Consider the following 23,951-nt stretch of genomic DNA (forward strand, 5'->3'; position numbering starts at 1 on the left):
ACGGCCGCGCGGTCCGCCCCCGGCGCGCCGATCCGGGACCCGGCCGGCGGCTCACCTCAGGACCCCGGCGGACGGGTCGACCCGGACCGGACCGGCCGGTGGGTCAACTGACCTGGCCGCCGACCGAGACCCGGGCGCGCAGCGCGTCGAGCGCCATCCGCCACGGAAACCTGTCCAGGTGCCGGTCGCCCGTCCCGGGTGCGTGCAGCGGCATGACGTGGTCACCGAAGAGCACCGTGACGTCCCACTCGCGAAGCCGGGCGAGGTTCTGCCGGAACGCCGGATGCGCGGCCATCGCGGCGTTCGTGAACGGCATCGCCACGATCGGCAGCCCCTTGCCCTGCCCCTCCACCAGTAGGCCGAGCACGAGGGTGTCCGCGATGCCGGCCGCCCACTTGTTGATCGTGTTGACCGTGGCCGGCGCGACGATCATCGCGTCCGCCCCGGGCAGCACGTCGGGCTCGCCCGGATTCTTGTACGTCGACCGGACCGGGTGGCCGGTCTGCCGTACCAGCGCGGGCACGTCGACGAACTTCGTCCCGTCCGGGGTCGCCACCACGCAGACCTCCCAGCCGTCGCGGAGGGCGTGCTCGACCAGCCGACCGACGTCACGGGCCACGGGCGAGCCGCAGGCGAGTACGTAGAGGACCCGGGGCCGGGTCGGGTCCGTCACCGGGGGCCGCCCGGCCCGGCGGTCATATTCCTACTCCCATGTGCTCAGCCAACTCCGCAATCTGCGCGGGCGGCGCACCTCGTGTGCGACGCAGCACGTTCGCCATCACCTCGTGGGCGATCGGCCGGCAGCGGATCTCGGAGGGGGCCAGCCGGTCACCGTCGACCAGCGCCTCGCCCGCCCGGTCCAGGTCCCCGATCTGCGCGAAGCCGCGCGCCAGGTCGAGCATGTGGTGGGCGCGCCGCTCCGGCAGCAGGGCAGCGAAACCCTCCCGGCCCATGATCCGCTGCTCGTGGGTGTCCACCGCGTTCCGCCCCTCGCCCAGCTCGACCGCGGCAGCCGCCCGGTGCAGTTCCAGGTTGGTCGGCCCGAAGCTCGTCCAGTAGTGGTTGTGGTCCTCGCCCAGCTCGACCGCCGCCTCCTCGGCCCCGGTGACCAGGTCCCGGACGGTGTTGTTGTCACCCATCCGGGCGGCGGCCATGGCGCCCTGCAACAGCAGCATTCCGTAGACCGAGAGCTGCGCCGGGCCGGAGCCGTTGCCGGCCCCCGGCGCCAGGCGGTTGGCGACGCTGACGTTGACCTCCAGCGCGGGGCGGGCCCGGCCGAGCGCGAGCAGCGACAGACCGACCCGGTAGGCGGCCACCCCGGCCAGCAACGGGTCCTCGGCGCGCTGGGACACCGCCATCGAACGGTCGGCGGCCAACCAGGCCAGCTCGTACTCGCCCAGCTTGCGCAGCGCCGAGGAGGCGATCTGGTAGACCTGCCCCAGCAGGTGTGCGGCCCTGCGCGCGTCGTCGCCGCTGGAGCTGCTGTCCAGCGCCTGCGCGTCGCGCAACAACTTCGGCAACGCCCGGGTGAGTACCCCGTAGCGGGCGTACTGGAAGGTCAGCCAGGCGTGGTTGACGGACTTGTCCAGCTCGGTCAGGGACGGCGGGTTCGGGGCGGCGAAGAACGAGGCCATCGAGTCGTACCGCTCCAGCGCGGAGCGGATCTCCTCGACCTCGACCTCGTCGATGCAGGTGAGGCCGTCGGTCCGGCGCTCCGGCGACTTGCCGAGCAGCAACTGCGCGTCGAGCTGCAGGACGTCGGCGATCTCGTAGAGCACCGAGAACTTGTCGAGCCGGCGTACGCCCCGCTCGACCTTGTCCACCCAGCTCTTCGACTTTCCGAGTCGATCTGCGAAGACCTGCTGGGACATCCGGCGGCGACCGCGCCAGTAGGCTACGCGGCGCCCGATCGGCAGCTCGTCCACGGCCGTGCCTCCCTCCTGCGTCGTCGGCGTGCCGGCCGGTGGGCTCCGCGCCGGAAGAAGCGTGGTGCGCTCGCGTCTGGGCTGGTCGCACAGCATGTACGTCAGCCCGCGGACGACCGCTCGTAGGTTTCCATGCAACTTGCGGCTGTCTGCCCGGACAAACGACCGCGTATGGCGCCAGTGACGGGGATCAACCCCCAGAACTGACGGCGATCGCTGAATTAGGGGGTTCGTACACGATGTGGGGGAAAGTTCTTCCGCCTTCGGTCCGCCTCAGCCAACTCGACCGGGTACGCCTGCGCCGGGTCGCGGTCCGGTACGCCGGACACGGCTGGGATGTGACGCCCGGCGCCTGCCTCGCCCGGCACCGGTTCGTCTGTGGCCGGGCCGGCTGCCCGACCACCGGCTGCCATCCGGCACTGGAACAGTGGGAACAGAGCGCCACCGCCGACCCCGCCCGGGTCGCCACCTGGTGGCAGATCCGGCCGTACTCGGTCCTGTTGGCCACCGGCCGCGCCTTCGACGTGCTGGAGGTCCCCGCCTACCTGGGCCGGTACGCCCTGGAGGTGGTCCGGCCGCGGCACAGCCCGCACGGGCCGGATCCGCTGCGCGGGCCGGTCGCGGTCAGCCCGGGTGGCCGGTGGATGTTCCTGGTCCGCCCCGGCGACTCGCTCCGGCCCGAGCTGGAGCGCTGTCTCTACGTGGTACGCCACGGCCTCGGCTCGTGGATTCCCGCGCCACCGACCCGGTTGCCCGAGGGCGTGGTGCGCTGGGCGGTGTCCCCGGAGGAGACCCGCTGGCGGCTGCCCGACTCGTACGTGGTCCAGGAGCTGCTGGTGGACGCGCTGGACGCGGTCTCCCCGGCGCTGCCCGCACCGCTCTTCCCCGCCCGGCTGCCCGCCCAGCGTCGCGGGAGCTAGGCCGGCCCGTCCCACCCGTCCGGCCTGTCCCCGACCGGCCGGACGGGTGGGGCGGGCCGGATGACAAACCGCGCCCCGCCACCGGCGACGACCGACAGCCGGTACGGTCGTTAAGGCAGGTAGCGCACGGTTCCCGGGCGCTGACGGGGGTGTGGATGATGTCCAGCGAGAACGTGGTGTCCGCTTCGGGCCCGATCGAACCGACCGGCGGTCCGGCTCCGGGCTACCGCTGGGCGGGCACCCGTCCGGCCGGCTCCCGGCCCGGCGGAGCCCGCCCCGCCGGCTCCCGCCCGGCCGGCACCCATCGCCCGGTCCGCTAGCGCCGGTCCGTCGACCCCGGCGCGGTCGCCCCGCCCGGCCGCGGACCTCGCGGACCTCTCAGCCCGCCCACCGGCGCCGGTCCGCACCGGCCCGGCACAAACCCCGCCGGATCCCGTGCGCTGAGCCGTTTCCGCACGTCTCCGCCGGTAGGGCCGGGCCCGACCGTCCGAGGGCAATCCGGGCGCCGCACCGAACCGGTCCGCCGCACCGGTCGCCGGCCCGCCCGCCGGGTTATGCGGCCGGCTGGGCGAGAACGACGCGTCTGCCCGGCACCGCTGAAAACCGGCCCGGACCAGCGGGAGGAGGAGCGTGAGAGCCCACCGTGACCGGGTACTCGGCGCCGGACTGGTTGACGCCTGAGGAAAGGGCCAGCGTCATGCTCAGCAAAGAGGATCAGCGCCGGTTTGACGAGATCACGCACCACCTCCGCGCGACCGATCCGGAGTTCGTCGCCCGGCTGGGCGACCGGGCCCGACTGCGCCGCGGACGACTGATACTCGTGATGACCTTCGTACTCTGGGCCGCGGTACCGGCCCTGGTCGTCCTCGGGGGGTGGGTGGCCGCCGCGATGGCCCCGGCCGTCCTGGTGGCGGCGACCCTGCTGATGTGGCAGGCGCGCCGGCACCGGTGAGCGGCCGGGACACCCGACGGTCCCGGCCGGGACCGTGCCGGTCAGCGCCGGCCGGAACCGTGCCGGTCAGCGCCGGCCGGAACCGTGCCGGTCAGCTCCGGTCCGCACCGAACCGGTCATAGGCCCGGCGGAGCCGCTCGGTCAGACCGGGTCCGCCGATCGCCGCGCCGGGGGGCCCGAGCTGGCGCAGCAGCAGCTCCGGTGCCGTGGCCAGGGTCGGCGCCCGGGACGGCAGCGGCACCGGGGGCAGCCAGAACCGCTCCGCCTGGTCCGCCACCGGCTCGTCCGGCAGGTCGGCGAGGGCCAGCTCGGCACCGACCGGTGGCGGGCCGTCGAAGCGCTCCGCCCGCCCGGCACGGTCCGCGCCCACCCGGGTCGACCCCGCGGTACGCCCGCGGCGCCCCGCCGGACGCCGACGGCCGGCGCCGTCCTCGCCAGCGCGGCCCTGGTCCTCGCCAGCGCGGCCCTCGTCGTCACCGTCTCCGTCGTCACCGTGTCCGTCGCCGCCCTCGCCCGCGCCGGTACGCAGCGCCCGTAGCCGGGCCAGCAACCGGGTCCGGTCCCGGCCCCGCCAGTGCAGAAGCTGGAACGGGTCCGCGTCGAACGCCTCGGCCAGCAGGTAGAAGCTGGCGGCCAGGTGCTTGCACGGCACGGCGAAGTCCGGACAGTCGCACCGCAGCGCCAGCGCGCCGATCGTGGCCGGGAAGAGCGGGGCACCCGCCTCCGCGAAGACCCGCTCCAGCTCCGGCGGTACGTCCCCGGCGAGCAGCCGCGCGCTGAACAGCGCCTGCGTCGCCAGCAGCGTCTCCAGCCGCGCCCAGACCGGCTCGGGAAACGGCGGCAGGCCGATCGACACCCGGTACGGCGTGGACCGGGAACCCTGCACCACGGCGGTGACCAGGCCCGGTGCCACGTCCAGCGAGAGCACCTGCCCGGTCCGGGCGTACGAGCGGCCACGGGTGAGCCGGGTGCCGAGCGCGAACGACTCCAGCACGTCCACGAAGCGGCGGGACCACCAGGACTGGCCGATCGACCCCCGGGCGTTACGGGCGCGCAGCCCGCCGGAGACCTTGCGCGGCGGGCCGAACTCGGCGAACCTCCCCCCGCCGGTCCGCGGGCGCCGACCGGCGCCGTCCGGCCCGTCCCCGCGCTGCGGCCCGCTCATTCCACCACCGCCCCGGCCTCCAGGGCGAAGAGCCGGCGCAGCTCCGTTGTGGACATCTCGGTGAGCCACTGCTCCCCACTGCCGACGATCTTCGCGGCCAGTCCCCGTTTCTCGGCGATCATCGCGGCGACCTTCTCCTCCACGGTGCCCGCGCAGACGAACTTGCGGACCTGCACCGGCCGGCGCTGCCCGATCCGGAACGCCCGGTCGGTGGCCTGGTCCTCCACCGCCGGATTCCACCACCGGTCGACGTGGATCACGTGGTTGGCGGCGGTCAGGGTCAGCCCGGTGCCGCCGGCCTTCAGGGAGAGGATGAACAGGCTCGGCCCGCCCGGTCCGGAGGTCGGGTCGGGCCGGTCGTCCGGGCCGGACCGGCCGTCCTGGAAGCGCGCCACCAGCTCGTCCCGCTCGGCCTTGCCGACGCCGCCGTGCAGGAAGAGCACCTCGCGGCCGAACCGGGCCGCCAGGTGCGCCCGGAGCATCCCGCCGAACTCGGCGTACTGGCTGAAGATCAGGGCCTTCTCGCCGGCCGCGAGCACCTCGTCGAGGATCTCCTCCAGCCGGGCGAGCTTGCCGGACCGGCCGGGCAGCGCCGAACCGTCCCGGAGCACCTGGGCGGGGTGGTTGCAGACCTGCTTGAGCCGGGTCATGGTGGCCAGCACCAACCCACGCCGCTCGATCCCCTCGCTGGATTCGATCCGGGCCATCATGTCGTCCACCACCGCCTGGTAGAGCGACGCCTGCTCCCGGGTGAGGTTGCAGAGCACCTCCATCTCCAGCTTCTCCGGCAGGTCGGTGATGATCGAGGAGTCGGTCTTCACCCGACGCAGCACGAACGGGCCGGTGATCCGGCGCAGCCGTGCCGCCGCCTCGTCGTCGCCGTGCCGCTCGATCGGCTCGGCGTACCTCTTCTTGAAGGCCGGCGCGTTGCCCAGCAGGCCCGGGTTGGCGAACTCCATGATGGACCAGAGGTCGGCCAGCCGGTTCTCCACCGGCGTACCGGTGACCGCGACCCGGTGCCGCGCGGGCAGCGAGCGGACGGCGGCGGCCTGCCGGGTGGCGGCGTTCTTGATCGCCTGTGCCTCGTCCACCACGATGCGGTGCCAGTCGACCTCGGCGAGCGCCACCGCGTCCCGGGCCGCGATCGAGTACGTGGTCAGCACCAGGTCCGCCGCCCGCACCGCCGCGGTGAACTCCGCGCCGCGCGGGCGCTCCGCGCCGTGGTGCACGTGCACCCGCAGCCCGGGCGTGAACCGGGCCGCCTCCCGCTGCCAGTTGCCGACCAGCGACATCGGACAGACCAGCAGGGTCGGGCCGGCGTCCGGGGCGTCCCCGGCGAGCAGGGCGAGCATCACCACCGTCTTGCCCAGCCCCATGTCGTCGGCGAGGACGCCGCCCAGGCCGAGCGACTGGAGGAAGGCGAGCCAGGCCAGCCCTCGCCGCTGGTACGGCCGCAGCGCGCCCCGGAAGCCGTCCGGCGGGTCCCGTTCCGCGAGGTGCCGTTCGGCGCGGCCGGCGAGCAGGTCGCCGAGCGGGCCGTCGGCGCTCACCTCCAGCACCGGCAGCGCCTCCTGCTCGTCCTGCGCGGCGAGCCCGAGCCGGAGCAGGTCGCCGACGGTCAGCTCGCCACCGGTACGCAGCAGCCGGAGCCCGGCGGCCAGCCGTCGCGGGTCCAGCTCCACCCACTGGCCGCGCAGCCGCACCAGCGGGGTCTTCAGCTTGGCCAGCCCCCGCAGCTCGGCGCCGGAGAGCGGCTGGTCGCCCAGCGCCAGCTCCCACCGGTAGTCGACCAGCGCCTCCATCCCGAGCGCGCTGCGGGTGGCGACCGTGCCCGGCGCGGTGCGGGTCCGGGCCTGCAACCGGGCGCCGAGCCGGGCGCCCGGACGCTGCCACCAGGAGGGCAGCAGCACCCCGAAGCCGGCGGCGTGCAGCACCGGGGCGCCGTCCCGGAGGAACCGGTGCGCGCCCTCGGTGTCCAGGGTCAACCCCTCCGGCGCGGCGGTGCGCAGCGCGTCCTCCAGCTCGGGCCAGAGCCGGCTGGCCCGGCCCAGCTCGGTCAGGAGCGTCTCCTGCGGCTCGGCCAGGTGCCGGGCGAGGGCCCGCAGGGCGCTGCCGGCCGTCCAGATCCGGTCCGCCCCGACGATGAGGCTCGGCTCGTCCACCGCCTGCAACGCGAACTCGACCCGCCACCGGTCGTCCCGGGCCGGTCCGGCCGGAGCCCCCGGCTGCACCGGCCCGGCCGGTCCCGCCACGGCGGCGGTCGCGTCGGCGAGGAGTTCGATCTCGGTCGGCGCGGGCGGCTCCACCAGCCGGAAACAGGCCCGGACCGCGCTTCCGGCGGCGTCCCGCTGCCACGCCCGCAACTCCGCGTCCAGCACCGCCAGCGCCTCCGGCGGGGCGCTGAAACTGCGCTCGCGGCCGGTCAGCGCGCGCAGCCAGGCCCGCACGCCGGCGTCCACGCCGCCGGCACGGGCGGTCTCGATCAGCCGTACGCCCTCCAGCGCGCCCCGGGCAGCGGCGTCGGTCAGCGTGTCCAGGGCGTCGGCCACGATCGCCGTGGCCGGGTCCCCGCCGGGGGAACCGCCGTCGACGGGGCGCTCCGGAAGACCGGCCCGGGCGGCCGGCGGCAGCGCCATGGTCAGGGCGCGGGCCCAACCGGCGTCCGGGCCGGTGAGCAGCGGTCGCCACACCGCCTCGGCGGCGCCCGTCCCGCCCAGCCCCGGCAGCACCCGGCCCCGGCGTACCAGCTCGGTGGCGAACTCGGCCAGCCGGCCGAGGTGGCGCAGCGAGGCGCCGGGCGTCGGCCCGGCACCGCCCGGTTGCCCCGCTGGGCCGTCCGGGCCGAAGGCGAGCAGCACCGGCAGCGCCAGGTCGGCCTCGTACTCCAGGACCGGCACCCGCCAGCCGGCCAGGGTGAGGCGGCCCCGACCGGACCCGGCCGGCTCGGTCCGGACCAGTTCGGGCGAGTCCACCGGCGCACCGGCCCGGGTCGGCAGCAGGAGCGGGACGCTCCCGGTGGTCGCCTTGGCCGCCAGCTCGCCGAGCGCCTCGGTCAGCGCGGGGTGGCCCACCGCGAAGGGGTGCGCGGCGTCGCGCGGCGGCCGACCGCGGCCCCGGGCCGGACCGACCGGTGCGGTGGAGTCCTCCACCCACAGCGCGAGCCGGCCACCGAGCCGCCACACCCCGTGTACGACCAGCACGGACGGGTCCCCTCTCGGCGCGGGTGGTTGGCGGGCGGGTCCCTTTCTAGCACCTCCCGCCGACCGGCCAGGAGGTGTCGGGTGGATCCCGGCGGAACCTAGCCGCGTCGGACGAAGCCTCCGCGTGGCGCGATCAGTTCCAGGTTGTTGCCGTCCGGGTCGTTGAAGTACGCGACCTCGGTGCCCACCGAGTCCTTGGCCGAGACCTCCTCGTCGCTGAACCGGTACGGCTCACCGAGGAACTCGATGCCGGCCCGGCGCATCCGGGCGTGCACGTCGGCGAGGTTCTCGACCTCGAAGCAGAGGTGGATCGACCCGGGACGGTTGGCGGTGGCCGGCACCGGCTCGCCCCTCGGCTCCTGGAACTCGATCACGTCGATGTTCAGGTTCTCCAGCTGGAACGTCGCGTACCGCAGCTTCGTCGTCGGCAACCCGGCGCCGCGGGCGAACCCGGGTCCCTCGATCGTCTCGTTCCGGACAGCGGGTGCCACCCCGGTGAGCGCCTGGTAGAACGCGACCGAGCGGTCCAGGTCGGAGACGGAGATGCCGACGTGGTCGATCATCCGCAACCCGAACGAGGTGCCGGACGGCCCGGCACCGCTGGTCGTCGTCATCGTCATCCGCTCCCTTGTCCGAGGTGTCCGGGATTTCCCAGGTCAGCGGCGGACAAACCGCCCCCTCGCCGGGCCCGCCTGGCTCGCGGCCCCGGCCGGTTCCCCGCCCCGCGCCAATTCGTGCCGATTCCCAGTCACCAATCGAACAGTTACGAGCTCCGGTACGTACCAACGGGAAGGATGACGACAGGCGTGGATGTGTCGGCGTCGTGGACCGAGGTGGTGACCATGGACTTTCCGATCGTGCAGCGGGCCACGCCCGGCCGCTACCTGCTGCGCGGCCTGCTCGCCTGCCGGCCCTGCGACGAACTCCTGATCCCGTCCTTCTCGTCCAGCGGGCGCCGCTACTACGGCTGTCCCCGGCGGCGGTGCCCCCGCCCGTGGATTCCGGCGGAGCAGACCGAGGAACTGGTCTGGGCCCACGTGGCGTCGACGTACCCGGGGGCCGCCGGGGACGTGCCGGCGGAGCAGCGGATGGCGGTGCTGGTGGCCGTGCTGACCCGGGTCAGCATCGGGGTGCGGATCGCCGACCTCCGGTACGACTGGCGGGTCTGAGCCACCCGCCGCCGCGACCGGCCGGCGGGAGCCGGCGTGCCTGGCGGATCGGCTGCGCCCGACGAGCCGCCGGCGGCAGGATGGGCGCATGGAGGGCAGCACCGAGGTACCGCTGGTCGGTGGCGCGGGCGACGGCGACAGCGTGGTCGTCGAACTCGACGTGCACGGCCGCCCGCCGCTCACCCACCACCACGTGACCGACGGCGGGCTCGGCCGGGCCGAGATCTACGAGTTGGAGTCGGTCAGCGGTTCGGGGTCGCCCTGGCGGTACCGGTGCCGGGGGCGGGGCCGGGGCGCCGTCTGAGCGGAACCCGTGGTCAGCGCTTGAACACCCGTATCGTGGCCAGGCCGCCCAGCGCCAGCGCGCCGATCAGTACCGTCCAGATGACGGTGGCGCTCAACCCCGTGCCGAACTCCGCGTTGGCCTGCGCGGCGGCGACCAGGGAATCGTCCTGCGGAGCGGGCAGCGCCACCGGGGGCAGCTCGGCATAGCGCACCAGCCCGGTGCTCTCCAGCAGTGTCATGTGGGTCATGACGAAGCCATTGGCCTGCTCGGCCAGCTTGCGCACCGTCTCGTTCCGGGTGCCGGAACGGACCGCTCCGATCACCGGGAAGATCGCCCCGTGCGCGGCGCGCAGCCGGTCCACGAAGATCCGGTCGAACCGCGCACCGGAGGCGTTCTGCATCTCGGTGAGCCAGCCCTTCTGGGCGGTGTTCGGCTCGGTGGGCAGCTGCACGCCCAGTTTGTTGGCGGCCTCCACGACGAGTTGGTCCAGCTCGTCGTGCTGTGCGGCGATCTCGGTACCGACCTGCCGGACCCGGTCGGTGGTGCCCTTCTCCGCGGCCATCGTCCCGGCCGGCATCTCCCAGAGCCCGGCCAGCCGTACGCCGTTGAGCAGCGCCATGTCGGCCGCGCCGAGCTGTGTCGGGCCGGCGGGTGCCGCCAGGCCCACCCCGGGCAGCATGGCCAGCCCGGCCACCAGGCCGGCCAGCACGATGCCGGTCCGGCGCATCCCGTTCATCGCAGATGGGGCCGTGGCCACGTCCTCAACCTCCCACAAGACTGGCGCCGACCTTCCAACAGAAAATGGCGCCGGAAGCGGCAGAATGATCTCGCTCAGCACGTTATGGGTGCGGCCGGTTATGCGTCAATCTCGGACGGCCGAAGATAGCGAAGCTTAGGCGACACTTAAAGAAAACCAATGCCGAAGCCTCGCCGGGACCGCCGTGCCGAGGGTACGTCGCCCCGACCCGGCGTGCAGATCGGGTTGGGGCGACGCATCCGGTCACCGACTCCAGACCAGCGGCTCACCGAACTGCCTCGAGCGGAGTTCCAGGACCGCCGGCATCGTCGTCAGTGGCCGGTCGGCGGCTCCGTACACCGCGATCGTCGCGACCGCCCGGGCGGGTCGTGCCAGCCGGCCGACGCCGCCGTCCAGGGTCCCGCTCGCGAGCACCCGGCCTGCGGTGTCGCGCAGTTCGGCCCGGGTCGCCGAGCGGGAAGCGACGACGAGAATGTGCCGCTCGTCGTTCGGGATCTGGGCTGTCACCAGGTCGGGGCGGCCCACCCCCGTCTGCCAGGGTACGAACACGTCGGATTGATCCATCCGCCCGTCGCCCACCTGGAGCACGGCCGCGCAGCCGCCGGTCGACCAGCACCCGGCGACCAGCACGGCCGGTGGCGCGTCGTCGGCCGTGCCGGGTATCCGACCGGCCCACACCACCCGGGGCGGGGTGGCGGCGAATCCGTTGACCTGGAGCGTCTCGGTCAGCTCGCGGCCGGCGTTCGCCGCGATCGTCGGATCGGTGCCCGCCGGGACGTCCGCCGGCACCGCCGAGGCGTCCGGCCGAGGAAGCTCCCGCCCTATCCCGGTTGCCGGACCGGTGTAGAGGACGACCCCGTCGCAGCTGAACCGCCACCGCTCGCGGACGGCTTCGGGACCCCGGACGATCAGGCCGTCCCGGCTGGCCAGCTGCCAGGTACGGACCACCGTCCCGCCGTCGGTCAGCCTCCCGTCGACCGAGGTCTCGGCCAGACAGCCGGCCGGGGCGAGTCCGGTCGCGTTCTCGACGACGCCCAACATGTTGATGCCGGTGGTGACGTACGGGAGCGCCGGGTCCGGATCCAGCGGGGTACTGGTCCTGTCGATCAGTTCGGGCACCGAGGCGCCGGGGGCGGCGACCGCCTTCCGGAGCAGCGCGTGGGTGTCGTCGAGGAAGGCCACCACGACCGTCCGCCCGTTGGGCAGGTCGTGGGCCAGCAGCACCCGCACGGTGTCGAGCGCGGGGTCGACCAGCAGCTCCGTCCGGGCGGCGAGGTAGCCCCGGGCGATCCGGTCGACCAGCGCCCGGTCGCCGGCCAGGTTGCCCCGGGTCGGCGAGTCGAGCAGCCGGCGGGCCAGCGGGTCGTTGACCGGGGCGGCCGGTTGGAACTCCGACGCCCCGGGTGGGGTGGCGGGGTCGGCGCCCGGGCGGTCCAGTACTCCGGCGAGCAGCGGGACCGCCGCGACGACCACCGCGAGGGCCGCGGCACCGGCGCCCGCCCGGCGGCGCCGGCGCCGCCGGGCCCGCTCCAGCAACCGGCGGTACGGCTCGGGCCAGGGCACGACCGGCCGGGCCACCCGGGCGAGTTCCTCCCTGAGTTCGCTGTCCATCATCGGCTCCTTCCGGACGTCCTGGTGGGTGGCGGCACGACGGCGTCGGCGGAAACCGGCGTCGCGGGCGGAAGCGGGTCCGGCGGTGGATCCGCCGAGCGCGGCAGTACCGCCCGCAGCCGGGCCAGCCCTCGGGACGCCTGACTCTTGACCGTGCCGACCGAGCACCCCAACGTGTCGGCGATCTCGGCCTCGGGAAGGTCGTCCCAGTAGCGCAGCACCAGCACCGCGCGCATCCGCGCCGGCAGGCCGCCCAGGGCGCCGAGGAGTTCGTCGCGGACCACGACGCCCTCGGCGAGGTCCCGGTCGTCGGGGGCGCGCGGGCGACTCCACTCGCCGACCATCCCGGTCAGCAACTCCCGGGAGCCGATCCGGTGCCAGAGGCTCAGCCGTTCGTTGACCATGATCCGGCGCACGTACGCCAGCGGCTCCCGCACCCCTGCCCACCGGCGCATCGCCCGGAGCAGGGCGTTCTGCACCAGGTCCTCCGCCGCGTGGCGGGACCCGGTGAGCAGGTACGCGGTCCGCAGCAGGTCGCCGTAGCGGACCTCGACGAACTCGCGGAACCCGTCATCCTCGGTCACGTGCTCCTCCTCGCCAGCCAAGGCTCGTTGACGCAGGACAGACCCGGGGGCGGGCCGAAAGGTTGAGCGCGGGGGCGGCATTTTCCGGATCGCGGAGCGGGGGACGCCGGACCACCCCCGGGACGGGTCGAACGGACGCCCTCCGTCTCGGGGCGGCGGTCGGTGGTGGTTGTCCGGCAGGAACGCGAAAGGGAGGCCGGATTCCGAGGAACCCGGCCTCCCTTCCACCGTTCGAGGTGTCGATGGTCGGTGGTGGTGGGCGCGGCAGGTTTCGAACCTGCGACCCCTCGCTTGTAAGGCGAGTGCTCTCCCACTGAGCTACGCGCCCGGAACGCCCGTACGGCCTACCGGCGCCGGCCAGCTTACCCCGCGGTCGCGGATCCGGTCGATCGAGGCGACGCTTCCGCCGGGAACGGCGGGGCCGTGCGGGGAGCGGGTCAGCCCGTCACGGTGGCCAGCACCTTGCGCCAGCTCTCCTGGTCCCGCGCCTCGCCCGGCGGGTTCAGCTCGGCGTAGCGGACGACGCCGGACCGGTCGATCACGAACGTGCCGCGGTCGGCGAAGCCCGCCGTCTCGTTGAAGACGCCGTAGGACCGGGCCACCTCGCCGTGCGGCCAGAAGTCGGCCAGCATCGGGAAGTCGTACCCCTCGCGGTCGGCCCACACCTTGTGGGCGTACGCGGAGTCGACGCTGACGGTCAGCACCTGCACGTCGTCGTTGGCGTACTCGTCGAGGCGCTCCTGCACCTCGCGGAGCTCACCCTGACAGGTGCCGGTGAAGGCCAGCGGGTAGAAGACCAGCAGGACCACCCGGCGCCCCCGGTAGTCCGAGAGCCGCACCTGCTGGTTGTTCTGGTCCTTCAGCACGAAGTCCGGCGCCTCGGCACCCACCTCGATCGGCATGCACCCTCCCGCAGATCTCACCGTCCGACGACCGGGCGGCGCCGGCCCGGAACCGGGCCGTCGCAGCCGCGACAGGCACAGCCTGCCACGAGCACCGCCCGCGGCGGGCGGCGCCCGTGCCGTGGCCCGCGCTACTTCTTGCCCTTGACACCACGGCGGAGGACCAGCCGCCCCCCGCTCCAGTCCTTGCCGGCGTTGATCGTCGACGTCTGCTGCAGCCCGGCGGTGGGTGCCGACTCGCTGATCTCGCTCGGTTCGACGTGCCCGTCCCGTCCCGCCTTCGGCGTCAGCAACCACACCACGCCGTTGTCCGCGAGCGGGCCGAGGGCGTCTACGAGCAGCTCGAACAGGTCGCCGTCGCCGTCCCGGTACCACAGCAGCACCGCGTCCACGACCTCGTCCGTGTCCTCGTCGACCAGCTCCCCGCAGCGATCGGTAAGGGCGTCGCGGAGATCCTGGTCGACGTCGTCGTCGTACCCCATCTCCATGACGACCATTCCCGGCTCGATGCCGAACCGGTCCGCCAGGCTCCGTACCCCGTCGGCGGCCTGACCAGCGGTCGCGCTCACTGTCACGTGCCTCCTCATCTCAACTGCCAGCGGCGTCCGTCGACGCCGATGACGCAAAGTCCACACAGTTGTGCCGCCGGGCGCAAGTGGCGCACCGAGTGGAAGGGAATTTACCGTGCCAGCAGCGTTCGGGCACCCTGGGTAATGGCCTCTTCGGAGACGAGTACCTGACGGGCGGCCGGACCCAACGGGATGAAGGTGTCGATAGCGGCAACTCTCCGAGCGGATCCGACAAAACCGGCGTCGACCAGTGCGGCCACCACCCCCTCGCCGACCCCGCCGGAGCGCCTCGTCTCGTCCACGACCAGCACCCGGCCGGTCGCCGAGGCCTCCCGGATGATGTCCGCCACCGGCAGCGGGGCGAGCCAGCGCAGGTCGAGCACCCGGGTGCCGATCTCCTCCTCCGCCAGCTTCGCGGCGGCCCGCAACGACATCCGTACCCCGTTACCGAACGTGATGATGGTGATGTCCTCGGCCGAACCGACGCCGTACACCCGTCCCCGGCCGATCGGAACGTGACTCGCGCTCCAACCGCCCGGCCCGTGGTACGGGGCCAGCCACCCGCCGTCGCCCTCGGCGTGCAGGTCCCGGGTGTGGTACAGCGCGATCGGCTCCAGGAAGACGCAGACGCTGCCGTCCACGGCCGCACTGGCGAGGCAGGAACGCAGCATCGGCGCCGCGTCCTCGGCCCGCGCCGGCACCGCCACCACCAGCCCCGGCACGTCCCGGAGCACGGCCAGCGAGTTGTCGTTGTGGAAGTGCCCCCCGAAGCCCTCCTGATAGGCCAGGCCGGCGATCCGGACCACCATCGGGTTGCGGTAGGCCCCCCGGGAGAAGAACTGCATGGTGGCCGCCTCGCCGCGCAACTGGTCCTCGGCGTTGTGCAGGTAGGCCAGGTACTGGATCTCCGGCACCGGCAGCATGCCGCTCAGCCCGGCGCCCAGGCCGAGGCCGAGCACGGAGGTCTCGTCCAGCAGGGTGTCGAAGACCCGGGACTGGCCGAACCGCTCCCGCAGCCCCTTGGTGACCCCGTAGACCCCGCCCTTGGCCGCCACGTCCTCACCGAAGACCGTCATGCCCGGGTACTCGAAGAGGCCGTCGGAGAGCGCGGCGTTGATCGTCTGGGCGAGCGTCAGCGGCCCCTCGGACTCGGGCGGGCGGCCACCGAAGGCGAGGTTCCGGGCCGCGACCGCCGGCCCCGCCGACCGCCCGGCCGCCTCGGTCACCGCCCGGGCGACCCGGACCGGACGGCGCGGCGCGAGCGGCGCCACGATGTCCGCCGCGCTGGTCAGCTTCGGCTCCCCCAGCACCTCCTCGGCGACCTTGCGCACCTGCCAGCCGACCTCGTCGTACCGGGCGATCAGCTCGTCCGGGGTGGCCAGGCCGGCCTCGGCGAGCAGCCGGGCGGTCGCCACGACCGGGTCCCGGGCCACGTCCCGGTCGATCTCGGCGACGGTCCGGTAGCCGATCTCCGCGTCCGCGCCGGCGTGCCCCATCAACCGCACGGTGGACAGGTGCAGCACGGCCGGGCGCCGGTGCCGGCGTACCCAGGCCGCCGCCTCGGTGGCCACCTCGTACGTCTCGACCAGGTCGCAGCCGTCGGCGGCGAAGTACCGGATGCCGGGCCGGGCCCGCAGCGCCCCGGCCACCCAGCCGTCCGGCGACTTCACGCTGATGCCGAGACCGTTGTCCTCGCAGACGAAGAGCACCGGGATCCGCAGCCCGACGTGGTCGCACCAGCCGGCGGTGTTGAACGCGGCGGCGGCGGTGGCGTGGTTGACCGAGGCGTCGCCGAACGAGCAGACCACGATCGCGTCGGCCGGCCAGGGCGAGCCGGCGTCGCCGTACTGGCGGGTCGGGGCGCCGACCGGGCGACGGCCCGGCTGCGGGGCCCGGCCGGCACCGGTGCCGAGCCGGCGGAGCCGTTCGATGGCGAAGCCGACCCCCACCGCCCGGGGCAGGTGTGAGGCGATGGTGGAGGTGGTCGGGACCACCGCGAGTTCCGGGTTGCCGAAGACCTTGTGCCGGCCACCCGCCACCGGCTCGTCGGCCGAGGCCACGACGCCGCGCAGGACGTCCCGGGCGGCCCGGGTGAGCGGGTTGGGGAACTCCCCGGCGTCCCCGTCCCGGTCCGCGTCCCCGTCGGAGGCGGACCGGTCGGCGGAGCCGCCGTCGCCGTCCGCGCCCCGCATCGCCTCGGCGACCCGTTCGACGACCCCGACCCGGGGCCGGTCGGCGGTGTCCGGGTCACCGTCGGCCGAGGCGGCGGCCTGGGCGGCGCGGGCGCAGTAGAACGCGCCGGACCGGTAGTGCAGCAGCGCGGGATCGCTCGCCCGCACGGCCAGCGCCACCGCGGCGTTCCCCTCGTGCCCGGAGGATCCGATCGTGTAGTACCCCTCGCCGAAGCTGCGCAGCCAGCGGGCCGCGAGGTCGAGGTGCCGGCTGACCAGTTGGGCGTCGAACAGCGCCAGGGCGCGCTCGCCGTCGAGCGTGCCGCCGTCGCGGACCGGCCCGTCGACCGGGCGGCCCGACGCCGGTACCTCGATGGCGCCGACCGCCTCCCGGAACCGCTCGTCGAGATCTTGAGGGGTGGTCACGTCGGACAGCATTACCGACTCCGGTGGCCGATGACCACTCAGACACGTCGGAACAGGGCATCTGTCGCAACTGTCTGTCCGTGATCCGCTCCGTGGTGTCGCGCCGCGGCGGCGGGCCGTTTCCTTCACTCGATGTTCGGCGGGTCGCTATCGGCCCGATCCGTCCGGGGAACCGGCGGCCGCCACGCTGCTCCCACCCCGTCCACTGGATCTTGGGAGATCTCGATGGCTCTATCCCGCCGTACCCTCCTGGCCACCGGCGCGGCCGTCGGCGCCGCCGGGGCGGTCACCGGCCTGCCCGCCGCGGCCGCCGCCGCCCGGCCGTTGGCCACCGACCCCTTCACGCTCGGCGTCGCCTCCGGCGACCCGGACCACGACGGCTTCGTGCTCTGGACCCGGCTCGCCACCGAGCCGCTCGCCGAGGACGGCATGGGCGGCATGCCGGACCGGGCCGTGCCGGTGCGGTGGGAGATCGCCGCCGACGAGCGCTTCCGGCACGTGGTACGCCGCGGTACCGCGCTGGCCCGCCCGGAGGCGGGACACAGCGTGCACGTCGAACTGGGCGGCCTGCTGCCCGGACGCGAGTACTTCTACCGGTTCCACGCCGAGCGGCACACCTCGCCGGTCGGCCGGACCCGCACCACCCCTGCGCCCTGGGTACTGGGCGGCGCGCTCACCATGGCCTTCGCGTCCTGCTCCCAGTACGAGCACGGCTACTTCACCGCCTACCGGCGGCTGGCCGAGGAGGAGCCGGACCTGATCCTGCACCTCGGCGACTACCAGTACGAGTACACGAAGGACAGTTACACCATCCCGGGCGGCAACCCGCGCGACCACGAGGGCCCGGAGACCGTGACGCTGGCCAACTACCGGCAGCGGCACGCGCAGTACAAGTCGGACCCGGACCTGCGCGCCGCGCACCAGGTCGCCCCCTGGCTGGTGGTCTTCGACGACCACGAGGTGGACAACAACTGGGCCGACGAGGTGTACGAGAAGCCGGAGATCCCGCAGCCGGACTTCCTGGCCCGGCGGGCGGCGGCCTTCCAGGCGTACTACGAGAACATGCCGCTGCGCCGCACCTCGATCCCGCGCGGCATCGACATGCAGCTCTACCGGCGAATCCGCTGGGGGCGGCTGGCCACCTTCCACATGCTCGACACCCGCCAGTACCGCGACGACCAGGCCTGCGGCGACGGCACGAAGGACTGCGCCGCGGCGCTCGACCCGGCCCGTTCGATCACCGGGGCCGAGCAGGAGCGCTGGCTGCTCGACGGCTTCCGCCGCTCCGACGCCCGCTGGGACGTCCTCGGCCAGCAGGTCTTCTTCGGCCAGCGCGACACCGACGCCGGCCCGGCGAAGTTCACCTCGATGGACAGCTGGGACGGCTACGCCGCCTCCCGGGACCGGATCACCCGGGGCTGGGTCCAGGCGAAGGTCCGCAACCCGGTCGTACTCACCGGGGACGTGCACGCGCACTGGGCCGACGACCTGAAGCTCAACTACGACGACCCGACCTCGGCGACCGTCGGCAGCGAGCTGGTCTGCTCGTCCATCACCTCCGGCGGCAACGGCGCCGACTCCGTGACGGGCAGCCACCCGTACTTCCCGCACAACCCGCACCTGCGGTTCCACAACAACCAGCGCGGCTACGTGCTGACCCGGTTCACCCCCGGGGAGGTCACCGCGGACTTCAAGGTCCTGCCGTACGTGACCACGCCGGGCGCCCCGGTGCACACCCGGGCGTCGTTCGTGATCGCCGACCGGGTGCCGGGGCTGCACCAGACGTACGACCGGCCGGTCGACCCGGCCGGCACGGCCGCCCGCGCCGGGACGGACCAGGCGCGGCAGACCGTGGAGCAGGAGACCGCCCGGCCCTGACGCCTCGGCGTCCCATCGGTCGTCCGGCCCCGGGCCGGCGACGACCCGGTGGTCCTGGCCGGCCCGGATCGGGGTCCGGGCCGGCCAGGACCGCCGTCACTCCCGCCAGCCGGCCAGGTCGACTCCCTTGGCCAGTTCCACCCGCAGCCCGGTCAGGATCTCCCCGGACGCGCCCGGCGGCAGCTCCAGCCGCCAGCGCAGCTCACCCAGGTCGCCCCGCTGCGTCGGCGGCGGGTCCAGGCGCAGTTCCCGGACGGCGATGCCCTCGTGCCGGGAGACCGGTAGCTGGTCGAGCACGGTCACCCGGGCCGGCCGGGGGGTGTGGTTCGCGACGGTGGTCCGGTATTCCAGCTCCCGCCGCCGGGTCGAGCCGAGCGTCGCCCTGGTGTCCCCGCGCCGGACCAGCTCCCGCTTGACCCGGATCCGCTCGTCCAGGCCGAGCGCCAGCTCGATCTGCTCACCCGGTGCCCAGGCCGGGAGCTGCGCGCCGCCGACGAAGTCGCCGCCGTGGAACACCGAGGCGGTACCGGGCAGCAGGGTGTGCGCCGAGCTGTTGACCACCGTCGCCCGGAGGTGGACCTCGGTCGTCAGGACCGGGGCCGTGACGTGGTCGAGGGTGGTGGCCAGTTCCAGCACCGCGACGACGGCCCGGTGCGCGCCGCCGTCGGCGGGCACCGCAACGGCCCGGGCCGGCCGGTACGTCGCCGCCATGACTCCCTGCTCCACGGTGGCGGTGGGCTGTGCCAGCGGCGCGGCTCGGCGCCGCGTGTCGGCCTCCGAGGACCGCTGCGGAGCGCCACCGGCCGCCGGCATGCCGGCGGGGACGGGCATCGGCTGACTACCCCAGCCGACGTCCTGCTGCGGCCAGGGGACGGCGGCGTCGAGATACCAGGGCGCCAGCTCCGGCAGGCCGGTGGCCACCGCCGGGCGGGCCGTGGAGAGCAGCAGCTCGCACTCCGGCCAGTCCTCGCCGGTCCGCTGGCTGACCAGCCCGAACCAGGTGAGCGTCAGCGTCTCGTCGACCAGCCGCAGGTCGTACGAGGAGTGCCAGCCGGCACCCTCCACCACGTACGACAGCTCGAGCTGAACCTCGGCGCCGGCCGGCTCGCCGCCCTGCTCGTCCGCCGGGTCGCCGGTGCCGTCGGCCGGGCCCGTGCCGGCACCGGCGTCGGTGTCGTCGCTCGGGTCGGTGCCGTCGACCCGGACCGTCACCTCGGCGGCGAGCCGGTCGGGCTCCCGCTTGGCGGGCAGCGCGGCGAGTTCCCGCTCGATGGCGGCGAGGCGCTCCTGCGTGTCCTCCCGGCGGCGCTTCAGCTCCCGCCGCCGGGCGTGGCCCGCGGCGGCCTGCCCGGCCATCGAGTCGGCGAACCCGACGATGTCCCCCGGGGCGGTGTCGCCGCTGGCCAGCGACCGGGCGTAGGTGCCGGCGGCCCGCTGGCTGAGCAGGGTGAGGAACTCGCCGCGCTGCGCCTCCACCGCGTCGGCGTCGGCGAGTTCGCTGAGTTCCGCGGCCAGGCCCCAGCGCCGCTCCTCCAGCTCCGCGGCGGTGGTGTCGGTGGTCCTCGGCTGGACGTCGGTGAGGACGTCCACCCCGAGTACGGCCGCCGGCCCGCGGCCGCCGACGCGCAGCGAGTCACGCCGCAGGCCGAGCGGGAGGGACCCGATCCGCACCCGGTGCTCCCCCGGCGGCAGGCTCAGCCGGGTCCGGCGGGTCACCCGGGCCCGATCGGGATAGACGGTCACGGAGACGATGGGCGCGTCAACGCGGGATGAGATCACCGCGTGAGATTACGTGACCGGTGCCCCGGTCCTCGATCCCGCGCAGGGTCCCGGCCGGCCGGGCAGGGCCACGGTCCGCCGGGCGGCGTCGCGGTCAGCCGGGCGGCGTCGCGGTCAGCCGGGCGGCGTCGCGGTCAGCCGGGCAGGAAGGAGAACCGGACCTGCCGGGTGGCGTTGTCGCCGTTCGGGTCCACCAGGCAGATCGACTGCCAGGTGCCGAGGGCGAGCCGCCCGTCCAGCACCGGCAGCGTCGCGTACGGGGCCACGAAGGCGGGGAGCACGTGGTCCCGCCCGTGACCCGGCGACCCGTGCCGGTGCCGCCAGCGGTCGTCGGTCGGCAGCAGTTCGTCCAGGGCGGTCAGCAGGTCGTCGTCGGAGCCGGCGCCGGTCTCGATGATCGCCAGGCCGGCGGTCGCGTGCGGCACGAAGACGTGCAGCAGCCCGTCGCCCTTGCCGGCCAGGAACTCCGCCGCCTCCCGGGTGATGTCCCGGACCACCGGTCGGGAGCCGGTACGGACCGTGATCACCTCGCTCTGCATGGGCCCAGTCTGCCGCAGCGGCCCGGCGCCGCGCAGCCGGCCCGGAGGGCCGCGGAACACGCCGTCCGGTTCCGGCCCGGATGGCCGTGCGGAGAAGGGACTGGGGCGGAAACGCCGTGTTGCCGGAAAGTTACCCCCTGGTACCTGTGTCACGCGTCGCCTCTGCCCGCCCTAGAGGTGACGGACCATGGCATCAGGGGGCAGGATGGCGCTAGAGACCTATCCCACACACAACCTAGGGAACGCCTGTGGCCACGGAACGCAAGCGCCCGGTGATCAGCGACGGCCTGCCGAGCCAGCTTCCGGACATCGACCCTGAAGAAACCAGCGAATGGGTCGAGTCACTCGACGGTGTCATCGACGAACGCGGCGCCAAACGCGCACGGTACGTCATGCTGCGCCTGCTGGAGCGGGCCAGGGAACGCCAGGTCGGGGTGCCGCCCCTGACCACCACCGACTACATCAACACCATCCCCCCGGAGCGCGAACCGTGGTTCCCGGGTGACGAGCACATCGAGCGGCGGATCCGGGCGTACATCCGGTGGAACGCCGCGCTGCTCGTGCACCGGGCCCAGCGGCCGGAGATCGGGGTCGGCGGCCACATCTCCACCTACGCCAGCTCCGCGTCGCTCTACGAGGTCGGCTTCAACCACTTCTTCCGGGGCAAGAACCACCCGGGCGGCGGCGACCAGATCTTCTACCAGGGCCACGGCTCCCCCGGAATGTACGCGCGGGCCTTCCTGGAGGGCCGGCTGACCGAGCACCAGCTCGACGGCTTCCGGCAGGAGCTCTCGCACCCGGGCGGCGGGCTGCCGTCGTACCCGCACCCCCGGCTGATGCCGGACTTCTGGGAGTTCCCGACGGTCTCGATGGGCCTCGGTGGGATCAACGCGATCTACCAGGCCCGGTTCAACCGCTACCTGCACCACCGGGGCATCAAGGACACCTCGGACCAGCACGTATGGGCGTTCCTCGGCGACGGTGAGATGGACGAGGTGGAGTCGCTGGGCGCGATCGGCGTGGCGGCCCGCGAGGAGCTGGACAACCTCACCTTCGTGATCAACTGCAACCTGCAGCGGCTGGACGGCCCGGTCCGGGGCAACGGCAAGGTGATGCAGGAGCTGGAGGCGTTCTTCCGGGGTGCCGGCTGGAACGTGATCAAGGTGGTCTGGGGCCGGGAGTGGGACCCGCTGCTCGCCGCGGACACCGACGGCGCGCTGGTCAACCTGATGAACACCACGGCGGACGGCGACTACCAGACCTACAAGGCGGAGTCCGGGGCGTACGTCCGGGAGCACTTCTTCGGCCGCGACCCGCGGACCCGCAAGATGGTCGAGGGGCTCAGCGACGACGAGATCTGGAACCTGAAGCGCGGCGGGCACGACTACCGGAAGCTCTACGCGGCCTACAAGGCTGCCACCGAGCACACCGGCCAGCCGACGGTCATCCTGGCCAAGACGATCAAGGGCTGGACGCTCGGCTCGCACTTCGAGGGCCGCAACGCCACACACCAGATGAAGAAGCTGACGCTGGAGGACCTGAAGACCTTCCGCGACCGCCTCTACCTGGACATCCCCGACTCGGCCCTGGAGAACGACCCCTACCTGCCGCCCTACTACCACCCGGGCGAGTCCTCCGAAGAGGTGGAGTACCTGCGGGAGCGGCGGCAGCAGCTCGGCGGCTACCTGCCGTCGCGGCGGACCGCCTGGACCCCGCTGCCGGTGCCCGGCCCGGAACGCTTCGCCGATGTCAAGCGGGGCTCCGGCAAGCAGAAGATCGCCACCACCATGGCGTTCGTCCGGCTGCTCAAGGACGTGATGAAGGACCGGGAGTTCGGCAAGCGGTTCGTGCCGATCATCCCGGACGAGGCGCGCACCTTCGGGATGGACTCGCTCTTCCCGACCCAGAAGATCTACTCGCCGCACGGCCAGAAGTACACCTCGGTCGACCGGGAGCTGTTCCTGTCGTACAAGGAGTCCACCAGCGGGCAGATCCTGCACGAGGGGATCAACGAGGCCGGCTCGGTCGCCTCGTTCACGGCGGCCGGCTCGGCGTACGCCACGCACGGCGAGCCGATGATCCCGCTGTACATCTTCTACTCGATGTTCGGCTTCCAGCGCACCGGTGACGCGTTCTGGGCGGCGGCCGACCAGATGGCCCGGGGCTTCGTGCTCGGCGCCACCGCCGGGCGGACCACGCTCAACGGTGAGGGCCTGCAGCACGAGGACGGGCACTCGCACCTGATCGCCGCGACCAACCCGGCCGTGGTGGCGTACGACCCGGCGTTCGCGTTCGAGATGGCACACATCTTCGAACACGGCCTGCACCGGATGTACGGCGAGCGGCCGGAGAACATCTACTACTACCTGACCGTCTACAACGAGCCGATCCTGCAGCCCGCCGAACCGGCCGAGGTGGACGTGGAGGGGCTGCTCAAGGGCATCTACCGGTACGCCCCGGCGCCCTCGATCTCGGGTTCGGACGGTGACGGGGCGCCCCGGGCCAAGCTGCTGGCCTCCGGGACCGGCATGCAGTGGGCACTCAAGGCACAGAACCTGCTGGCCCAGGACTGGGGGGTGGCCGCCGACGTCTGGTCGGTGACCTCCTGGACGGAGCTGCGCCGGGACGCGGTGGAGTGCGAGGAGTACAACCTGCTGCACCCCGGCGACGAGCAGCGGGTGCCGTACATCCAGCGCAAGCTGGCCGATGGCGACGGCCCGGTGGTGGCGGTCAGCGACTGGATGCGGGCGGTGCCGGACCTGATCTCCCGCTGGGTGCCGGGCGACTACACCTCGCTGGGCACCGACGGCTTCGGCCTGTCGGACACCCGGCACGCCCTGCGCCGGCACTTCCACGTCGACGCGGAGTCGGTGACCGTGGCGACGCTGCGCCAGCTGGCGCTGCGCGGGGTGGTCCCGGCGTCGGTGCCGACCGAGGCGGCGAAGAAGTACGCGATCGACGACATCGCGGCGGCCCCGGTGGGCGAGACCGGCGGGGACTCCTGACCGGCACCGCGCAACGCTGACCGCCGGCCTCCGGCAACTCCGGCCCCGACCGCACCCCTCGCGGTCGGGGCCGCACCGTCCGGGAATCCGGGTCACTGCTGGCGGGCCGCGGT

The 23,951-nt window shown here is 73.7% G+C and carries 19 protein-coding genes and 1 tRNA gene; 6 read left to right on the forward strand and 14 right to left on the reverse strand.

Going from position 1 to position 23,951, the window contains the following annotated elements; genetic code table 11:
* Window positions 1–103: 103 nt before the first annotated feature.
* Together ACQEUR_RS14355 and ACQEUR_RS14360 are read right to left on the reverse strand one after the other, a co-directional pair.
* Window positions 104–673: a flavoprotein gene (locus ACQEUR_RS14355; protein WP_433030360.1), complete on the reverse strand. Its 570-nt coding sequence runs from the start codon at window positions 671–673 to the stop codon at window positions 104–106.
* 22 nt (window positions 674–695) lie between these two features.
* Window positions 696–1,925, reverse strand: a complete 1,230-nt coding sequence (locus ACQEUR_RS14360; protein WP_433030362.1) for a helix-turn-helix domain-containing protein — start codon at window positions 1,923–1,925, stop codon at window positions 696–698.
* A gap of 239 nt (window positions 1,926–2,164) precedes the next feature.
* Here ACQEUR_RS14360 and ACQEUR_RS14365 point away from each other — a divergent pair, with 239 nt between their 5' ends.
* Both ACQEUR_RS14365 and ACQEUR_RS14370 read left to right on the forward strand, forming a co-directional pair.
* Window positions 2,165–2,845, forward strand: coding sequence for a bifunctional DNA primase/polymerase (locus ACQEUR_RS14365; RefSeq protein WP_433030364.1), 681 nt, complete (start codon window positions 2,165–2,167; stop codon window positions 2,843–2,845).
* 697 nt (window positions 2,846–3,542) lie between these two features.
* Window positions 3,543–3,797: a DUF3040 domain-containing protein gene (locus tag ACQEUR_RS14370; protein WP_433030366.1), complete on the forward strand. Its 255-nt coding sequence runs from the start codon at window positions 3,543–3,545 to the stop codon at window positions 3,795–3,797.
* Window positions 3,798–3,888: 91 nt separating this feature from the next.
* Here ACQEUR_RS14370 and ACQEUR_RS14375 read toward each other — a convergent pair whose 3' ends face one another.
* The 3 genes from ACQEUR_RS14375 to ACQEUR_RS14385 form a co-directional block, all read right to left on the reverse strand.
* Window positions 3,889–4,962, reverse strand: coding sequence for an SWIM zinc finger family protein (locus ACQEUR_RS14375; protein WP_433030368.1), 1,074 nt, complete (start codon window positions 4,960–4,962; stop codon window positions 3,889–3,891).
* Complete coding sequence (locus ACQEUR_RS14380) at window positions 4,959–8,162, reverse strand: SNF2-related protein (protein ID WP_433030370.1); 3,204 nt, start codon at window positions 8,160–8,162, stop codon at window positions 4,959–4,961. Before ACQEUR_RS14380 ends, ACQEUR_RS14375 begins: the two co-directional genes overlap by 4 nt.
* 98 nt (window positions 8,163–8,260) lie before the next feature.
* Window positions 8,261–8,776: a VOC family protein gene (locus tag ACQEUR_RS14385; protein WP_433030372.1), complete on the reverse strand. Its 516-nt coding sequence runs from the start codon at window positions 8,774–8,776 to the stop codon at window positions 8,261–8,263.
* Window positions 8,777–8,956: 180 nt separating this feature from the next.
* Here ACQEUR_RS14385 and ACQEUR_RS14390 point away from each other — a divergent pair, with 180 nt between their 5' ends.
* Both ACQEUR_RS14390 and ACQEUR_RS14395 read left to right on the forward strand, forming a co-directional pair.
* Window positions 8,957–9,331 carry a zinc ribbon domain-containing protein gene (locus ACQEUR_RS14390; RefSeq protein WP_433030374.1) on the forward strand — a complete coding sequence of 125 codons (375 nt, stop codon included), beginning with the start codon at window positions 8,957–8,959 and terminating at the stop codon, window positions 9,329–9,331.
* Between the two features lie 88 nt (window positions 9,332–9,419).
* Window positions 9,420–9,635 carry a hypothetical protein gene (locus ACQEUR_RS14395; protein WP_433030376.1) on the forward strand — a complete coding sequence of 72 codons (216 nt, stop codon included), beginning with the start codon at window positions 9,420–9,422 and terminating at the stop codon, window positions 9,633–9,635.
* A gap of 13 nt (window positions 9,636–9,648) precedes the next feature.
* Here ACQEUR_RS14395 and ACQEUR_RS14400 read toward each other — a convergent pair whose 3' ends face one another.
* The 7 genes from ACQEUR_RS14400 to ACQEUR_RS14430 form a co-directional block, all read right to left on the reverse strand.
* A complete protein-coding gene (locus ACQEUR_RS14400; RefSeq protein ID WP_433030378.1) occupies window positions 9,649–10,374 on the reverse strand; it encodes a DUF4142 domain-containing protein in 726 nt (241 codons plus the stop codon).
* 243 nt (window positions 10,375–10,617) lie between these two features.
* Complete coding sequence (locus ACQEUR_RS14405; RefSeq protein WP_433030380.1) at window positions 10,618–11,985, reverse strand: hypothetical protein; 1,368 nt, start codon at window positions 11,983–11,985, stop codon at window positions 10,618–10,620.
* A complete protein-coding gene (locus ACQEUR_RS14410) occupies window positions 11,985–12,569 on the reverse strand; it encodes a SigE family RNA polymerase sigma factor (RefSeq protein ID WP_433030382.1) in 585 nt (194 codons plus the stop codon). Before ACQEUR_RS14410 ends, ACQEUR_RS14405 begins: the two co-directional genes overlap by 1 nt.
* A 253-nt stretch (window positions 12,570–12,822) precedes the next feature.
* A tRNA-Val gene (locus ACQEUR_RS14415) sits at window positions 12,823–12,897 on the reverse strand.
* A 109-nt stretch (window positions 12,898–13,006) separates the two neighbouring features.
* The gene (locus ACQEUR_RS14420; protein WP_433030384.1) at window positions 13,007–13,471 is read right to left on the reverse strand and encodes a peroxiredoxin; all 465 of its coding nucleotides are present in this window, start codon (window positions 13,469–13,471) and stop codon (window positions 13,007–13,009) included.
* A gap of 131 nt (window positions 13,472–13,602) precedes the next feature.
* Window positions 13,603–14,040 (reverse strand): DUF3052 domain-containing protein, encoded by a 438-nt coding sequence (locus tag ACQEUR_RS14425; RefSeq protein WP_433030454.1) that lies wholly within the window; start codon window positions 14,038–14,040, stop codon window positions 13,603–13,605.
* Between the two features lie 110 nt (window positions 14,041–14,150).
* On the reverse strand, window positions 14,151–16,586 hold the full coding sequence (locus ACQEUR_RS14430; protein WP_433030456.1) for a transketolase C-terminal domain-containing protein: 2,436 nt from the start codon (window positions 16,584–16,586) through the stop codon (window positions 14,151–14,153).
* Between the two features lie 276 nt (window positions 16,587–16,862).
* Here ACQEUR_RS14430 and ACQEUR_RS14435 point away from each other — a divergent pair, with 276 nt between their 5' ends.
* Complete coding sequence (locus ACQEUR_RS14435) at window positions 16,863–18,515, forward strand: alkaline phosphatase D family protein (protein WP_433030386.1); 1,653 nt, start codon at window positions 16,863–16,865, stop codon at window positions 18,513–18,515.
* 96 nt (window positions 18,516–18,611) lie between these two features.
* Here the strand turns inward: ACQEUR_RS14435 and ACQEUR_RS14440 are convergent, their stop codons facing one another.
* Both ACQEUR_RS14440 and ACQEUR_RS14445 read right to left on the reverse strand, forming a co-directional pair.
* Window positions 18,612–20,294, reverse strand: a complete 1,683-nt coding sequence (locus ACQEUR_RS14440; RefSeq protein ID WP_433030388.1) for a DUF4139 domain-containing protein — start codon at window positions 20,292–20,294, stop codon at window positions 18,612–18,614.
* 134 nt (window positions 20,295–20,428) lie between these two features.
* Window positions 20,429–20,833, reverse strand: a complete 405-nt coding sequence (locus ACQEUR_RS14445) for a YjbQ family protein (RefSeq protein ID WP_433030390.1) — start codon at window positions 20,831–20,833, stop codon at window positions 20,429–20,431.
* A 248-nt stretch (window positions 20,834–21,081) separates the two neighbouring features.
* On the opposite strand from ACQEUR_RS14445, the gene aceE reads away from it, so the two are divergent.
* Window positions 21,082–23,838 (forward strand): pyruvate dehydrogenase (acetyl-transferring), homodimeric type, encoded by a 2,757-nt coding sequence (aceE, locus tag ACQEUR_RS14450; protein ID WP_433030392.1) that lies wholly within the window; start codon window positions 21,082–21,084, stop codon window positions 23,836–23,838.
* The last annotated feature ends 113 nt before the right edge of the window (window positions 23,839–23,951 follow it).

Origin of the sequence: Plantactinospora sp. CA-290183 (assembly GCF_050936375.1) — a bacterium.
In the GTDB taxonomy this organism is placed as follows: domain Bacteria; phylum Actinomycetota; class Actinomycetes; order Mycobacteriales; family Micromonosporaceae; genus Plantactinospora.

What these genes read in the sequence shown, in the direction of transcription:
- ACQEUR_RS14365 (WP_433030364.1), top strand. Translation starts at nt 2,165, where the DNA reads ATGTGGGGGAAAGTTCTTCCGCCTTCGGTCCGCCTCAGCCAACTCGAC.
- ACQEUR_RS14370 (WP_433030366.1), top strand. Translation starts at nt 3,543, where the DNA reads ATGCTCAGCAAAGAGGATCAGCGCCGGTTTGACGAGATCACGCACCAC.
- ACQEUR_RS14375 (WP_433030368.1), bottom strand. Translation starts at nt 4,962, where the DNA reads ATGAGCGGGCCGCAGCGCGGGGACGGGCCGGACGGCGCCGGTCGGCGC.
- ACQEUR_RS14385 (WP_433030372.1), bottom strand. Translation starts at nt 8,776, where the DNA reads ATGACGACGACCAGCGGTGCCGGGCCGTCCGGCACCTCGTTCGGGTTG.
- ACQEUR_RS14390 (WP_433030374.1), top strand. Translation starts at nt 8,957, where the DNA reads ATGACGACAGGCGTGGATGTGTCGGCGTCGTGGACCGAGGTGGTGACC.
- ACQEUR_RS14395 (WP_433030376.1), top strand. Translation starts at nt 9,420, where the DNA reads ATGGAGGGCAGCACCGAGGTACCGCTGGTCGGTGGCGCGGGCGACGGC.
- ACQEUR_RS14405 (WP_433030380.1), bottom strand. Translation starts at nt 11,985, where the DNA reads ATGGACAGCGAACTCAGGGAGGAACTCGCCCGGGTGGCCCGGCCGGTC.
- ACQEUR_RS14420 (WP_433030384.1), bottom strand. Translation starts at nt 13,471, where the DNA reads ATGCCGATCGAGGTGGGTGCCGAGGCGCCGGACTTCGTGCTGAAGGAC.
- ACQEUR_RS14435 (WP_433030386.1), top strand. Translation starts at nt 16,863, where the DNA reads ATGGCTCTATCCCGCCGTACCCTCCTGGCCACCGGCGCGGCCGTCGGC.
- ACQEUR_RS14445 (WP_433030390.1), bottom strand. Translation starts at nt 20,833, where the DNA reads ATGCAGAGCGAGGTGATCACGGTCCGTACCGGCTCCCGACCGGTGGTC.